The following is a 15,149-nucleotide window of genomic DNA, read 5'->3' as shown; positions in this document are numbered from 1 at the left end:
CAACAAGTTACATCACTTTCTCATTAAGTCTGCATATAAAATCTTTCCAATTCGACGAGAACCTTTACTGCTTTCTGTAATTCATCATCTTCTTGATCCATTTCTTCTTCCATTCCACAGAGAATATTTGCAGCCATAACAGTTGCCTCAAACCATAGGATCTTATTTTCGGGAGTCGGAGAGAAAGGATATAGCGCGAGTGAATAATCCTTCCACACGGCGAGTGCGATCTCGAGTAGTGATGGGTTCTCTTGCTCAAGTTCGTCTTTGATCAAAGATCTTACTTCATTATAAAAGTGATTCTCATTTAAATCCGTTAGGTTTGCGATGTCCACTTCAGTGAGTTGTCCGTATTTCTCTATCTTTACGATTTTATCTACTTGGTTTTCTTTTAGGTATTGCAGGATTAAGCTTTTTACAGCCGGATGTTTTTTTTCATCTATTAAAAAAGACTCAAACATCGGGATGACCATATCGGGTCCGAGGCGCTTCAACTGTTGTACAGCCATCCACTGCGAGTCTGCCTGATCGCTAGCAAGCATCTCTTTTAACGCTTGAAAATCAGGACTAGCTGGAGGTGTTGTTGGAAGTTCTGGATCTTTCTTCACTTCAGGAACACCTTCCTGCTCAATTACTTTACGGCTGAACTGGAGAAGCTGATAAAACGTTTCGGCTTTGTCTGCAGGAATCTTTTGCTCTTCAAGAACAGCTTCGATCACGGAAACAACGGCTATGTATTCTGATAACTGAACTAATATACTTAAATAAATTTGAAGTACGTCGTAATATTCTCCGATCCCTTCTTTAAGCATACGGTCGCATCTTTGTTTGGCTTCGTGTAAGCGTCCTAATTCAACCAAACTTAAAACAAGCCCAAGGTTGCCTTGTGCATGCATTGGATCTGCATGAAGCAGTTGTTCAAAACACGATAAAGATTCGTCGTATTTTTTACTTTTTAAAGAATCCATTCCTTTTTCTAAAAGACGTCCATTTAAGTTAGGAAACCGAACGATATTGTTTTTGTTGTTCTTTTCGTTAGTCATCACAACTCTCCGCTTCCATTAATATTTGACTAAAGAATAGCAGTTTCGCCAGATGAACTCAAGATAACTAAGAAGTTATAACTCAGAATTCGTTAACACGCTGTTCAAAAAAACAAAAAGGCTCACTCAAAAGATTTCTCTTCTGAGCAAGCCCCAATTATTAACTAATTCTTTTTAAGTTCACTTTATCGGCCATCCCTTTATATAATGACCATTTAATAGGATCTACATTACCACCACTAATGATAAGACCTACTTGTTGATCGAGCGCAAGACGACTATGGAACATTACGGCGGCTAAACTAGCAGCACCCGCTCCCTCTACGACCACCTTTTCACGCTCAAGCATAAACATCATCGCATATGCGATCTGTTCTTCTGTCACAGTGACCATTTCATCCACATATTTTGAAATCACAGGAACAGTGATCTCTCCAGGCTTAACTACAGCGATTCCATCCGCGATCGAGGTACAGCGAGTTAACGTTTTTCTTGTAGATCCTGTGTAGGCTTGATAGACAGCACTAGCATTCACCGATTGCACACCTACAACTCGCACATCAGGTCTGATGTACTTTACCGCTAGTGCAATACCAGCCAACAGACCTCCCCCTCCTACAGGTACAACAATCGTTTTTAATTCAGGTTTTTGCTGCAACATCTCAAGAGCAACGGTGCTTTGTCCCGCGATCACATCGTAATCATCAAAGGGATGAACAAAGACGCCTCCGCTTTTTTCTTCTTCTCTTTTGGCTGCTTCATAAGCTGCTTGATAGTTGTCGCCTTCTAAAACGATATCCGCTCCATAAGATCTTACAGCGTCTACCTTGGAAAGAGGTGCATTTTCCGGCATGAAGATTTTAGAATTTATTCCACGAAGTGAACAGGAGAGTGCCAGTCCTTGTGCATGGTTTCCAGCTGACGCAGCGATCACACCTCTCGCGCTGTCTAGTTCGTTTAATGTAGAAACTTTGTAATAAGCACCTCGTAATTTAAACGAACCCGTTTTCTGTAGATTCTCAAGCTTCATATACACCTTTCCACCGGTCCACTTGTTAAGAGTTGTTGATTGTTTAAGAGGCGTACGGTGTGCGATTTTTGAAACTTCTTCCAAAGCGTGAAATAAACGTTCTGCTGTGATCGTTAAATCCCCATTATCCGTTCACAATCCTTTCATCTTCATATTTTTTAATGGAAGCTTCTTGTTGAAGTGTAATTGATATTTCATCCCATCCGTTAAGAAGCATCTTTTTCCAGTACGGATCAAATTCAAAGTGAAATACCTCTCCTTTTTCGTTCTCTACCTGTTGTTGATCAAGATCGACTCTCAACGTTCGTATGAGCTTTCCAGACATCTCTTTTTGTAGGGTTTTAATCTCATCCTTCGAGAGACGGATCGGTAAGATGCCATTTTTCACACAGTTGTTAAAGAAGATATCCGCAAAGCTTTCAGCGATAATCACTTGAAACCCGTAATCTTTTAAGGCCCAAGGCGCATGCTCTCTGGAAGACCCACAACCAAAATTTTTCCCTGTAACTAATATTGAAGCTTCTTTCGTTTCTGGCGAATTCAGTTCAAAATTTTCGTTTTCCTCTCCATTAGAATGATATCTCCAATCAAAGAACAAAAACTCACCGTACCCTGCTTTATCAATCTTTTTCAGAAATTGCTTTGGAATGATCTGATCTGTATCCACATGATCTCTGTCTAAGACTGCAGCACTGCCTGAATGTGTTTTAAACCCCGGCATAACGATCTACCTCCTGTTCTTTTTTAGGAAGTATAGAACGAACATCAGTGAATTTACCCTCTAAAGCTGCAGCTGCAGCCATGATCGGACTAACTAGGTGTGTCCTCGCACCTTTTCCTTGCCTGCCAGCAAAGTTACGGTTTGAGGTAGAAGCACATCTTTCGCCCTCTGGAACAATGTCATCATTCATCCCCAAACACATCGAACATCCCGATTCACGCCATTCGAACCCTGCATCTATAAACATCTGATGCAACCCAAGGTTCTCTGCTTCTTTTTTTACAGCTTGTGATCCTGGAACTATGATTGCACGGACTTCCGGATGTACCTTTTTGCCTTCAACAACTTTAGAAGCTTGGAGTAGGTCACTAAGTCTTGAATTTGTGCAAGATCCAATAAACACGTGCTGAACAGGGATATCTTCTATTTTTTCATTTCCATTAAAACCCATGTATTGAAGTGCGTTTTTCAACGATTGCTTCTCTTCGGCAGAGGGAGAACTATCCTCTGCAGGAATCACTCCACTGATCGGCAAACACATGGACGGGGTCGTTCCCCATGTAACCATTGGTTCGATCTCGGACGCATCAATCTCAATCGTTTGATCAAATGTAGCATTCTCATCACTTCTAAGCTCTCTCCATCTCTTACAACTTTCCAGAAATTCTTGATCCTTTGGAGCATAGCGCTTACCTGATATATAGGAAAAGGTAACATCATCAGGAGAAACGACCGATGCTTTCGCTCCAGCCTCTATAGACATGTTACAAAGCGTCATTCGTTCTTCCATCGAAAATTTTCTAACCGTGCTACCAGAAAACTCAATAATATAACCTGTACCAACATTCGTTCCAAATTTCGCTATAAACCATAAGATGACGTCTTTCGCTGTAACACCAAATCCTAACTCACCATCAATCTTAACGTTCATCTGTTTTGGTTTATTCTGCCACAGCGTTTGTGTAGCAAGAACGTGTTCAACCTCGCTTGTTCCGATCCCAAAAGAGAGGGCGCCGAAAGCGCCATGCGTGGAGGTGTGACTATCTCCACAGACGATCGTTTTGCCTGGCAGTGTCAACCCAAGTTCCGGTCCAATAACGTGAACGATTCCTTGTTGTCCGGAGTTCAATCCCTCAAGTTGGATACCGAATTCCTCGCAGTTTTTTTCAAGCGTTTGAACTTGTAAACGTGACGTTTCGTCTTTAATATTGAACCGATTGATCGTCGGAATGTTATGATCCATCGTGGCAAAACATAGATCCGGTCGTCTGACGGTTCTATTTTTTTCTCTTAGCCCAGCAAACGCTTGTGGTGATGTCACTTCATGAATGAGGTGCAGATCAATGTAGAGAAGATCTGGTTTATTTTCTTCTTTTACGACAATATGACGATCCCAAAGTTTATCAATTATTGTTTTACTCACAGAAATCTACCTCCCTACACATAAACCTCTAGAAGAGTCGCACTTGTTGAATCTTCCAACATTCTAAAATGAATTTGATTGACCATTTCTTTCGTAGATACTAAAGTACCACTATCACCATATATATCTCCTGTACGATAACCTGCCTGCAGCGTTTCAAAAACGGCAAGTTCAACGGCCACGGCTTCTTTTTCAAGTTGGAAGGAATGACGAAGCATCATCGCGACACTGAGGATCATCCCGATCGGATTCGCTTTACCGCTTCCAGCGATATCAGGTGCTGATCCATGTATAGGCTCATATAGACCAGGACCGTTTTCACTAAGTGATGCAGAAGGCATCATCCCTAACGAACCCGTAAGAACAGAAGCTTCATCAGACAATATATCTCCAAACATATTTTCAGTAACGACCACATCAAAACTTGTAGGATTACTGATCATCCTCATGGCAGCATAATCTACAAGCAAGTTCTCCGTTTCAACGTTTGGATATTTTTTAGCTACGTCCTCTACGATTTCTCTCCACAATTTGCTCGTTTCAAGAACGTTTGCCTTATCAACGGAGGTTACTTTTCTTCTTCGAGAAGAAGCTAACTCGAACGCTTTTTCAACGATTCTCGTTATCTCCTCGCGCGTATACGACAATGTATCTACCGCACAATTTTCATTCCGTTCTTTCGGCTCTGAAAAATAGATCCCACCGGTCAGTTCGCGAACAAATACAAAGTCAGCACCTTTTACCTTGTTTGATTTAAGAGGTGATAGATGTTCTAGACCAGGATAAACATGAACAGGTCTTACGTTCGCAAACACGTTCATCTCTTTTCGTAAAGCGAGTAACCCTTGTTCAGGTCGAACATCTCCTTTATCCCATTTTGGTCCACCAACCGCTCCGAGCAGAACAGCATCGCTGTCCTTGCAAGTTTTTAGCGTGGCATCTGGGATAGGAGTACCTTCCTGGTCAATAGCAGCACCTCCAAATACTTGTTCAATCGTCTCAAATTCATGACCAAACCGCGTTGCTACACCGTCTAACACTTGTAGAGCACCCTTGATCACTTCCGGACCGATCCCATCTCCAGGCAAAACTGCTATTCTCTTTTTCATCTAACATCCCTCCTAAATTTAGATACTCATTGCTTCATAGCTCTTCTTTTCATCATGAAGCTGAAGCTTATTATAGGCGTGCACATAAGCTTTAGCTGACGCTTCCAAAACATCTTGAGCTGTTCCGCTTCCGTTGATCTCATGGCCATCACTATCGATTCGAACAAACACTTGAGCGAGAGCATCACGCCCAGCTCCCACTGATTGAATTCGATAATCATTCAGCTTGATCGAAGAAGGAAGCATCTTTCCAAGCGTATTGTAGATCGCTTCGACACTACCTGAACCAGTTGCAGCATCTTGAATCAGCTTTCCGCCTGGAGTTAATAATCTTAACGTGGCAGTAGGAATCTGATTCGTACCATAGTTCACTTGAATATCTTTCAATTGATACAACGGCACTTCAGGTTGTATTTTATGGTCGATGAGTAGAGCGAAGATATCTTCTTCTGTCATCTCTTTTTTCTTATCAGCCAGTTGTTTAAAATCTTCAAAAAGTGCCTTGATTTTGTTTTCATCTGGATGTAAACCTAACTTATGCAAGTAATCTTTAAACGCGTGACCCCCAGAATGCTTGCCGAGCACGAGTTGGTTAGAAGGAACCCCTACAAGTTCAGGTGTAATGATCTCGTATGTCGATTTTTCTTTTAAAACACCGTCTTGATGTATTCCTGACTCATGTGCAAAAGCATTTTTCCCTACAACAGCCTTATTTGGGGGAACAGCAATTCCCGTTAGCCTGCTAACAAGCTGACTCGTACGACTGATTTCATTTAGCTTTAATCGTGTTTTCGCTTGATAAAAATCTTCACGGATCGCTAAAGCTACGGCTATCTCTTCTAACGATGCATTTCCCGCCCTTTCGCCGATTCCGTTGATCGTACATTCAACTTGGTTCGCTCCATGCTCGATCGCTGATAAAGAATTAGCAACAGCCATTCCTAAATCATCGTGGCAGTGAGCAGAAAGAATAGCTTTTTCGATGTTAGGTACATGGTTTAATAGATAACGAAAGATTCTGCCGTATTCCTCAGGATTCGTAAAACCAACCGTGTCTGGTATATTAATGACCGTTGCTCCAGCATCGATTACTTTCTCAACAATGCGTGATAAAAAGTTAAGGTCTGACCGGCATGCATCTTCTGCAGACCATTGCACGACAGGAAATTTTTGTCGTGCATATTTGACTGCACCAACCGCTGCCTCAACGACTTGGTCTGGTGTTTTCTTTAACTTGTATGTCATGTGGATGGGGGATGTTGCTAGAAAGACATGCAGCCTTGGCTCAGCAGAATCTTTCAAAGCTTCCCACGCATAATCGATATCTGATGTATTTGAACGAGCCAAAGCGGTAACGGTTGAATTTTTTACGATCGACGCTACTTTTTTCACAGCTTCAAGATCACCTTTGGATGCAGCCGGAAATCCCGCTTCCATGACATCGACCCCAAGCATTTCTAGTCTTTTAGCAATCTCAATTTTTTCTGCTGTGTTTAGATTGACCCCTGCTGTTTGTTCTCCATCACGCAAAGTCGTGTCAAAGATTTCAATTTTTCGCACTAGCAACGGCCTCCTTTTTTTGTTTTGATTTTACGAATGGCATCATTGCTCGAAGTTCCCTCCCTACTTTTTCAATCGGATGGTTCTTCTCTTGGTTGTTCACCACATGGAATACAGGTCGATTCGCTTGATTCTCTAAAATCCAACCCTTAGCAAACTCTCCCGATTGAACATCTTTCAGAACGGATTTCATTGATTCTTTCACTCTTTCATCGATTACGCGCGGTCCCGATTGGAAGTCTCCCCATTGAGCCGTATCTGAGATTGAATATCTCATTCCCTCTAGACCACCTTCATACATGAGGTCAACAATTAATTTTAATTCGTGCAAACATTCAAAATAAGCAACTTCCGGTTGATATCCTGCTTCTGTTAGTGTTTCAAATCCGGCTTTTACAAGTGACGACAGTCCACCACATAACACCGCCTGTTCACCAAAAAGGTCTGTTTCCGTTTCTTCTTGGAAAGTCGTTTCAAGCACTCCAGCTCTAGCAGAACCAATTCCTTTAGCATAGCTAAGCGCCGTTTCTCTAGCAGTGCCTGTAGCATCTTGGTATACCGCGAAAAGTGCTGGTACTCCTTCACCTGATTCAAATGTACGACGAACAAGATGACCTGGACCTTTAGGAGCGACTAAGAATACATCCACATCTTGAGGTGGTACCACTTGATGATAGTGAACGTTGAACCCATGAGCAAAAACGAGTGCATTGCCCGGAGAAAGTTCAGGTAGAATTTCATTTCTGTAAACTTCAGGCTGCCTCTCATCTGGTAATAGGACCATTACCACTTCCGCAAGTCTAGCCGCTTCACGAACAGGATAGACTTCAAATCCATCTTTAACTGCTTCGTCAAAAGAACGTCCCTCTCGAACACCAACTACAACATCATAGCCGCTATCCTTTAGATTTAAAGCATGAGCATGCCCTTGAGAACCATAACCTACTACCGCAACCTTCTTATTCTTTAATACATCGTTAGAAAGATCGTTTTCGTAATATACTTTTGCCATGTTCATCATTCTCCTTTACATAATAGAATAGGGGTGAAACTCAAGTACTTTCTTTTGTGTTCCGCGAGGGATAGCGGTAACACCTGTCCTTGAAATTTCTTTAATACCATATGGACGGAGCAGTTCGATCAACGCATCGATCTTTTCACCGTCTCCCGTTACTTCAAGCGTTACGTTTTCGAGCGAAACATCAAGCACGGTCGCTCGAAATGGCTCGATCAGCATTTTAATCTCGCTTCGCGTATCAGGTGTTGTAAGAACTTTGATGAGAGCAAGTTCTCTAGAGACAAGAGACATGTTTGTCAGATCCCGAACTTTTAGGATATTAATCTGTTTATGAAGCTGTTTTACAAGTTGTTCAGCTTTACGATCATCTTCTACCCAAACGGTTAGTGTTACTTTAGAAACGGCTGGATCTTCTGTATGTCCGACCGTAATGTTCTCTATATTGAATTGGCGTTTTGTCAGCAATCCGGTCAAACGATTCAATACGCCACTTTCGTTTAGAACCGTCGCTGAAATGATCCGTCTCATCCCCTCACTCCAATCATTTCATGTAGTCCTTTTCCTGGAGCAATCATCGGATAGACATTCTCATCAGCTGTAACTACACAATCGAGAACAAATGGTTTTTTCGACGCAAGAGCTAGTGTCAGAGCTTCTCTTACATCACTTTCTGTTTCAGCGCGTTTCCCATCAATTCCGTATGCGGATGCTAGCTTGATAAAATCAGGTTGGATATCAAGTAGCGAGTGTGAGAATCGCTTTTCATAGAATATTTCTTGCCACTGTCTTACCATCCCAAGAGATTTATTGTTCACAATGACTACGATGACAGGTAGCTCCCAATCTTGGAGAACTCCAAGTTCTTGAAGCGTCATCTGAAACCCGCCATCTCCAACAACTGCTATTACCGGAAGCTCCGGCTTTCCAACTTTCGCTCCGATTGCTGCAGGAAATCCAAATCCCATCGTTCCAAGTCCTCCAGACGTTATCCATCTGTTTGGTTCTAAAAATGTATAATATTGAGCTGCCCACATTTGATGCTGTCCTACATCAGTTGAAACGATGGCTTCTCCTTTCGTAACATCATGAAGAATCTGCATTAATTTTTGCGGCTTCAATTCTGATACATCTGTCTTATACGTAAGAGGAAACTCACTCTTAAACTGCGTCAGTTGACTGATCCAATCGCTATAGTCCCCTTTATCACCTCTTGTTTGATTGAGTGCAGATAGGGTCTCTTTCGCACACCCCACGATAGGAATCTCAGTAGGAACATTTTTTCCGATCTCAGCTGGATCAATATCGATATGCGCAACCACTGCTCTTTTAGCAAAATGATCTAGGTTACCTGTTAACCTGTCATCAAACCTAGCTCCAACGCCTATTAAAAGATCGCAGTCATATAGAGCCATATTGCTTGCATAAGTTCCATGCATTCCTGCCATTCCCAAGCAAAGCGGGTGTTCAGCAGGAAATCCACCAAGACCTAAAAGGGTTTGAGCAACCGGTATCTGGTGATATTCCGCGAATACGAGTAACTCCTTTTCAGCACTTGCTGCCAATACCCCAGCACCTGTTAAGAGAACAGGTCTTTTCGCTTGCAACAAAGCTTCATTCAATCTTTTCACTTGAAGGATATTAGGTTTTAAAGTTGGTTGGTAACCTGGAAGGTAAATAGCCGAAACCTCTTTAACTTCAGCAGTTCTAACGGCAACATCTTTCGGTATATCGATTAGAACCGGACCTTTCCTTCCGGTGTTTGCTATATGAAAAGCTTCTTTCATGATTCTCGGCAGGTCTTCTGCCCGCTGGACTTGATAATTATGTTTCGTGATCGGCATGGTGATCCCGACGATGTCTGCTTCTTGAAAAGCATCCGTTCCGATTACTGTCGTCGCTACCTGCCCGGTGAAGATTACAAGAGGAATAGAATCGATCATCGCATCCGCGATACCTGTAACAAGGTTAGTAGCACCTGGTCCTGATGTAGCTAACACTACACCTGGTTTGCCAGTTACCCTTGCATAACCTTGTGCAGCATGAATGGCTCCTTGTTCATGTCTCGTTAGAACATGTTTCATCTCTGATTTGTAAAGGGCATCATAGATTGGAAGTACAGCACCTCCGGGATAACCAAACAAAACTTCAACATTCTCATTCTGCAACCCTTGAATAAATAGTTCAGCACCAGAGACTAATGAAGTTTCGACTGATTTATTCTCAGCCACCCAACTGGCCTTCATTTTCATTCCTCCTTTTACTTCGAACCTTTATTTGGAAAAAGATTATTCACACATCTGTTGTTGCTCTTGCAAAACCAATAAAAAAAACTCCTCCACCCAAATGGACAGGTCAATCCTATCCAAAGGGGTGAAAAAGTTCATTTTTTCCACGGTACCACCCTTATTCACAGTACTTGCTGACACACGCAAGAACTGCCTCAAGACGAAATTATCGTCATTTGATAACAAGCGACAAATAATGGTCTTACCGCTTGGCCCTTCCTACTAAGAAACGTTCAAAAGGACACTCAGGAGGGATGTCCTGGTATTAGGGATAACCGGTTCACAGCAACCACCGGCTCTCTGTGTATCCCACATCTACCATTGTTCTCCGTCATCGTTTTATTGTTTTAAATTTTTAAGATTCCTCCAGTATTTGCTGATGTTACGAGTGCTGCATAGCGTGCGAGGTAACCTTTTTTAATCTTTGGTTCGGGTTTCACCCAGCCTTCTTTTCTTTCTTTTAAGTCTTCTTCTGTTAATAAAACATGAATCGTTCTATTTACTAGATCTATTAAGATTGGATCACCATTGTTTACGAACGCGATCGGTCCGCCCTGTGCCGCTTCTGGCGAGATGTGACCGATTGAGATACCTCGGGAAGCACCTGAAAATCTCCCATCCGTTATCAGCGCTACTTTTGTGCTCAATCCCCTTCCAGCGATAGCTGAAGTTGGGGAGAGCATCTCCGGCATACCTGGCCCACCCTTCGGTCCTTCATATCGAATGACAACGACATGCCCTTCTCTTACTTCACCGTTATTTATGCCTTCAATCGCTTCTTCTTGGGATTCGTAGACGATTGCTTCGCCTTGAAATGTTTTAATTGAAGGATCAACTGCACCTACTTTAATCACACAACCATCCGGTGCAATGTTTCCATAAAGAATGGATAGACCTCCTACTGGTGAATAAGCCTTATCTCTTCTACGGATAACATCATCATCTAAAATTTCAGCGTGACGCACTCGTTCTTCGAGGGTTTTTCCAGTTATCGTTAACCGGTCGTTATGGATCGCCCCTTCCATTTTGCAAAGTTCATTGATAATCGCACTAACACCACCCGCTCTGTGAACATCTTGCATAGAATAATCCGAAGCAGGACTGATCTTTGATAAATACGGAATGCGTTCTGCGATCTCGTTGATTGATGATAAGTCATAATCAATCTCAGCTTCATTTGCGATGGCAAGCATATGAAGTACGGTATTCGTTGAGCCGCCCATCGCCATGTCTAACGCAAAAGCGTCATCAATTGCTTCTTTCGTGATAATATCTCTAGGTTTTATATCGTTTTTCACAAGATCCATAAGTGATGTCGCAGCCTCTTTGATCAGTTCTTTTCTTTCGTCTGAGGTAGCTACGATCGTACCATTACCCGGTAATGTAATTCCTAGCATCTCCATGATGGAATTCATGCTGTTGGCTGTAAACATACCAGAACAGGATCCACAAGTTGGACAAGCACTCGTTTCAAGTTCTAATAGTTCTTCTCTCGTCATCTTTCCCGCTAAGTGAGAACCTACTCCTTCAAATACCGAGGCAAGGGATAGGGATTTTCCTGCCATAGACTTCCCTGCTTCCATCGGACCACCTGAAACAAACACTGCTGGAACATTCGTCCTTACAGCAGCCATCAACATACCAGGGGTGATTTTGTCACAGTTTGGTATGTAGAAAACCCCGTCGAACCAATGGGCGTTAATCACCGTTTCGGCTGCATCTGCAATGACTTCTCGACTCGGAAGTGAATACCTCATGCCGATATGTCCCATTGCAATACCATCGTCTACACCGATCGTATTAAACTCAAATGGAATTCCACCAGCTTCTCGAATGGCTTCTTTTACCCATTCCCCTACTTTGTTTAGATGCATATGCCCCGGAATAATATCAACATAGGAATTACAAACGCCGATAAAGGGTTTATCCATATCCTCTGGTGCAACTCCCGCTGCGTGGAGAAGACTTCTGTGCGGGGCTCTATCGATTCCTTGTTTGATCATATTACTGCGCATATCTGTAACACTCCTATACTTCTTTTATCCCGCTTGAACGGCTTGATTTGGATATACCTTAACTCCTTCTTCAACTACTTTCTCTCTGAAGGATTTTAAAAGTTTGTTCGTATGTTCACCTGGTGCTCCGTTTCCAATCACTCTTCCATCTACTTTTACTACTGCAATAACTTCAGCAGCAGTTCCAGTAAGGAATACTTCATCTGCTACATAAACATCATGTCTCGTGAATGGTTCTTCAACCATTTTGTAGCCCTGTGCTCGCGCAATTTCAACAATCGCATTTCGAGTAATTCCTTCTAAAGCCCCTAAGTATCCTGGTGGTGTTTTAATGGTGTTCCCTTTGATGATGAACACATTATCCGCAGAACCTTCCGCGACATACCCTTGATCGTTTAGCATCAATGCTTCACTTACACCAGCAAGGCTAGCCTCAATCTTGACTAAGATATTGTTTAGGTAGTTTAGCGATTTAACCTTAGGACTTAATACATCCGGGCGGTTTCTTCTGCTTGCCACCGTTATGATTTCTAAACCTGTTTCATAAAGTTTTTTAGGAAATAGTGCAAGCTGTTCCGCAATGACAATGACTCCAGGTTGGCCGCATGTAAAAGGGTCCAATCCTAAATTTCCTTTTCCTCGTGAAATAACTAATCGAATATAAGCATCACGATATTTATTTTTCTGGAGCGTTTGAACAATGATGTCTGTTAGTTCTTCTTTAGTGTGTGGAATTGTCAGCATAATGGATTGAGCTGATTCGTATAAACGTTGAAGATGTTCTTCTAATCGGTACACATTTCCGTTATAGACTCGAATACCTTCAAACACCCCATCTCCATATAAAAATCCATGATCATAAACTGAGACTTTGGCGTCTTCCTTTAATACGTGCTCACCATTAACATAAACCCATTGCTCCTGCATCGTGATCCTCCTTTACTTGTCCATTTGAATTATTTGAATTTTTTAAAAATAATTTAATAATTGTTGACAATATTACGCCCATCTTATTAAAGAATCAACCACGAATTTTGTATTTTTTAATGAATTCTGACTTTTCAGTTATTTTGCACACGCTTTCATCCCTATGCCCATAAGGTTTTGAAGCTTTAACGCGTCACATTGTAAACATTTTTAAAGCGCTTTCAATAGAAATGAAAAAAACACGCTTGATTTCCTTTAATAGAGGATATCAAGCGTGTCGAAAAGTTGTTTTATGTAAGTATTATGGCGTCCCAGGAGAGATTCGAACTCCCGACCGTACGCTTAGAAGGCGTATGCTCTATCCGGCTGAGCTACTGGGACATATGTATTGGAGCCCCTTTCGCATAGCAATGGCGCTTTCCGCAATTACCATGCGCTGCGGGCACACAGTGATTTGTTCCACCCGTCGACTGTGGATACAAATATATTTTTTATCATGCATTTTAATTGTAAGATCTGTTAACTTTAGATGTAACTTTTCATGGACCATTTGAACGTGAGAAAAACAAATGGAGCGGGTGATGAGAATCGAACTCACGACCAGAGCTTGGAAGGCTCTTGTTTTACCACTAAACTACACCCGCAGACAATTTAGACCTTGTCGCGACGACATAACTAAATATACATGATATCTAAATTATAGTCAACCCATTTTCTCAACTTTTTTATTTTCTTACTGGTTTTTTTTCGAAAGTCTTACTTAACTGATCGATACGTTTACCATCGAATGAATAAAAACTAACTGAAATGCTTCTATCTTCAATTTCTAATAATGCATAACTCTTCTCAAACGAACCTCTAGGCAGCCTGATACTTCCTGGATTGATAAAGATCATTCCCTCACGTTCAAAAGCTTCAGCTATATGTGAATGCCCAAAACAAGCAATGGTTGCTCCTGTCTCCTCTGCTCTGTACGCAAGTGAAAGATAAGACATCTTCACATCGTATAGATGACCATGCGTTATATATATACATGTATCTTCTAACAGTTCAATGGCTTCGTTAGGAAAATCATCCCCTAAATAATCCATATTTCCTTTAACGGTTATAAAACCAGACATCTCTTTCGATGATGTCGAAAGTTCTGAATCGCCACAATGTATCATTAGATCTACATCGTCTTGATAACGTCTCTTCAATGTTTCTAACTCATCTGTTAAACCATGACTATCGCTAACAATTAAGGCTTTTCCCATAAGAGATCCTCCTCATTGATCAGTTTTTTAAGTTTTTCTAAAGCTACAGCTCTATGACTAATTTTATTTTTTTCTTCTTTCGTTAATTCTGCCATGGAACGATTTAATTGAGGAAGAAAGAAGATCGGGTCATACCCAAAACCTTCGGTACCCCGTTTTTCTCTTAAAATCTGACCTTTACATTCTCCCTTTACAACCAGCGTTTCTTTTTGAGGTCTGGCAAAAGCCAAAGCACATACAAACTGAGCATCTCTATGGCTATCTTCAACATCTTGTAGTTCTTCTAGTACTTTTTTCATGTTATCTTCATCACTTTTATGTATTCCTGCATACCTAGCCGAATAAACGCCAGGTCTTCCTTCTAGGGCATTGATTTCTAATCCAGAGTCATCAGCAATAACAGGAATATTCATCTGATTAGAGATGGTTTCTGCCTTTAAAATTGCGTTCTCTTCAAATGTAACGCCTGTTTCTTCAACATCAGGACTTCCTTCAATGTCGTTTAAAGAGAGGATCTCAACTCCAAGGTTTTCAAACATCGATTTGAATTCTTTTGCTTTACCCTTATTTTTCGTAGCAACTAAAATTTTCATTAGGTACGCCTCCGTTTTGTAAAAAGCTTTTCTATAGGTTTTTGATATTACGGTCATTTGGTGAAACGGCTTCAACAATCAAGTTTCCCGCATGCCCCGCCGAAGTCGAAGCACCTGAAACGGAAATGAACTACTTTCAAAACAACAGAGCATTAAAAAAGAGACGAAT

13 protein-coding genes, 2 tRNA genes and 1 other annotated feature are annotated in these 15,149 nt (G+C 41.6%); all 15 genes read right to left on the bottom strand.

The features are described 5' to 3' along the window. Positions 1–23 precede the first annotated feature (23 nt). Positions 24–1,043, bottom strand: a complete 1,020-nt coding sequence (locus ACFS5O_RS09770) for a tetratricopeptide repeat protein (RefSeq protein ID WP_205726990.1) — start codon at positions 1,041–1,043, stop codon at positions 24–26. A gap of 160 nt (positions 1,044–1,203) precedes the next feature. Further along, positions 1,204–2,157 carry a threonine ammonia-lyase gene (ilvA, locus tag ACFS5O_RS09765; RefSeq protein ID WP_318300251.1) on the bottom strand — a complete coding sequence of 318 codons (954 nt, stop codon included), beginning with the start codon at positions 2,155–2,157 and terminating at the stop codon, positions 1,204–1,206. Between the two features lie 40 nt (positions 2,158–2,197). Beyond that, positions 2,198–2,794, bottom strand: a complete 597-nt coding sequence (gene leuD, locus ACFS5O_RS09760) for a 3-isopropylmalate dehydratase small subunit (RefSeq protein WP_205726991.1) — start codon at positions 2,792–2,794, stop codon at positions 2,198–2,200. Beyond that, positions 2,781–4,217, bottom strand: a complete 1,437-nt coding sequence (leuC, locus tag ACFS5O_RS09755) for a 3-isopropylmalate dehydratase large subunit (RefSeq protein ID WP_205726992.1) — start codon at positions 4,215–4,217, stop codon at positions 2,781–2,783. Before leuC ends, leuD begins: the two co-directional genes overlap by 14 nt. A gap of 14 nt (positions 4,218–4,231) precedes the next feature. Beyond that, positions 4,232–5,326, bottom strand: a complete 1,095-nt coding sequence (leuB, locus tag ACFS5O_RS09750) for a 3-isopropylmalate dehydrogenase (RefSeq protein WP_205726993.1) — start codon at positions 5,324–5,326, stop codon at positions 4,232–4,234. Between the two features lie 18 nt (positions 5,327–5,344). Continuing rightward, entirely contained in the window at positions 5,345–6,886 is a 1,542-nt protein-coding gene (locus ACFS5O_RS09745; protein ID WP_205726994.1) for a 2-isopropylmalate synthase, read from the bottom strand. Further along, entirely contained in the window at positions 6,873–7,898 is a 1,026-nt protein-coding gene (gene ilvC, locus ACFS5O_RS09740; protein WP_144698753.1) for a ketol-acid reductoisomerase, read from the bottom strand. The genes ACFS5O_RS09745 and ilvC overlap by 14 nt, the downstream gene beginning before the upstream one ends. A gap of 15 nt (positions 7,899–7,913) precedes the next feature. Beyond that, positions 7,914–8,432 (bottom strand): acetolactate synthase small subunit, encoded by a 519-nt coding sequence (gene ilvN / locus ACFS5O_RS09735; RefSeq protein ID WP_205726995.1) that lies wholly within the window; start codon positions 8,430–8,432, stop codon positions 7,914–7,916. Further along, positions 8,429–10,147, bottom strand: coding sequence for an acetolactate synthase large subunit (gene ilvB / locus ACFS5O_RS09730; RefSeq protein WP_318300252.1), 1,719 nt, complete (start codon positions 10,145–10,147; stop codon positions 8,429–8,431). Before ilvB ends, ilvN begins: the two co-directional genes overlap by 4 nt. 120 nt (positions 10,148–10,267) lie before the next feature. Further along, positions 10,268–10,533 (bottom strand) — a binding site (T-box leader). A gap of 3 nt (positions 10,534–10,536) precedes the next feature. Next, positions 10,537–12,204 (bottom strand): dihydroxy-acid dehydratase, encoded by a 1,668-nt coding sequence (gene ilvD / locus ACFS5O_RS09725; RefSeq protein ID WP_205726997.1) that lies wholly within the window; start codon positions 12,202–12,204, stop codon positions 10,537–10,539. Between the two features lie 24 nt (positions 12,205–12,228). After that, on the bottom strand, positions 12,229–13,131 hold the full coding sequence (gene ilvE, locus ACFS5O_RS09720) for a branched-chain-amino-acid transaminase (RefSeq protein ID WP_205726998.1): 903 nt from the start codon (positions 13,129–13,131) through the stop codon (positions 12,229–12,231). A 304-nt stretch (positions 13,132–13,435) separates the two neighbouring features. After that, a tRNA-Arg gene (locus ACFS5O_RS09715) sits at positions 13,436–13,512 on the bottom strand. 189 nt (positions 13,513–13,701) lie between these two features. After that, positions 13,702–13,775, bottom strand: a tRNA-Gly gene (locus tag ACFS5O_RS09710). A gap of 81 nt (positions 13,776–13,856) precedes the next feature. Beyond that, positions 13,857–14,387 carry a metallophosphoesterase family protein gene (locus ACFS5O_RS09705; RefSeq protein WP_205726999.1) on the bottom strand — a complete coding sequence of 177 codons (531 nt, stop codon included), beginning with the start codon at positions 14,385–14,387 and terminating at the stop codon, positions 13,857–13,859. Then, positions 14,372–14,980: an XTP/dITP diphosphatase gene (locus ACFS5O_RS09700; RefSeq protein WP_318300253.1), complete on the bottom strand. Its 609-nt coding sequence runs from the start codon at positions 14,978–14,980 to the stop codon at positions 14,372–14,374. Before ACFS5O_RS09700 ends, ACFS5O_RS09705 begins: the two co-directional genes overlap by 16 nt. Between the last annotated feature and the right edge of the window lie 169 nt (positions 14,981–15,149).

Source organism: Fictibacillus nanhaiensis, assembly GCF_042686385.1.
In the GTDB taxonomy this organism is placed as follows: domain Bacteria; phylum Bacillota; class Bacilli; order Bacillales; family Fictibacillaceae; genus Fictibacillus; species Fictibacillus nanhaiensis.
The sequence above is the reverse complement of the archived record's forward strand: the minus strand, read 5'-3'. Positions and strand labels throughout refer to the sequence as shown.

Bases quoted from the DNA above. Each gene is read 5' to 3' on its own strand.
- ACFS5O_RS09770 (WP_205726990.1), bottom strand. From the start codon at position 1,043: ATGACTAACGAAAAGAACAACAAAAACAATATCGTTCGGTTTCCTAAC.
- leuD (WP_205726991.1), bottom strand. From the start codon at position 2,794: ATGCCGGGGTTTAAAACACATTCAGGCAGTGCTGCAGTCTTAGACAGA.
- leuB (WP_205726993.1), bottom strand. From the start codon at position 5,326: ATGAAAAAGAGAATAGCAGTTTTGCCTGGAGATGGGATCGGTCCGGAA.
- ilvC (WP_144698753.1), bottom strand. From the start codon at position 7,898: ATGGCAAAAGTATATTACGAAAACGATCTTTCTAACGATGTATTAAAG.
- ilvN (WP_205726995.1), bottom strand. From the start codon at position 8,432: ATGAGACGGATCATTTCAGCGACGGTTCTAAACGAAAGTGGCGTATTG.
- ilvB (WP_318300252.1), bottom strand. From the start codon at position 10,147: ATGAAGGCCAGTTGGGTGGCTGAGAATAAATCAGTCGAAACTTCATTA.
- ilvD (WP_205726997.1), bottom strand. From the start codon at position 12,204: ATGCGCAGTAATATGATCAAACAAGGAATCGATAGAGCCCCGCACAGA.
- ilvE (WP_205726998.1), bottom strand. From the start codon at position 13,131: ATGCAGGAGCAATGGGTTTATGTTAATGGTGAGCACGTATTAAAGGAA.
- ACFS5O_RS09705 (WP_205726999.1), bottom strand. From the start codon at position 14,387: ATGGGAAAAGCCTTAATTGTTAGCGATAGTCATGGTTTAACAGATGAG.
- ACFS5O_RS09700 (WP_318300253.1), bottom strand. From the start codon at position 14,980: ATGAAAATTTTAGTTGCTACGAAAAATAAGGGTAAAGCAAAAGAATTC.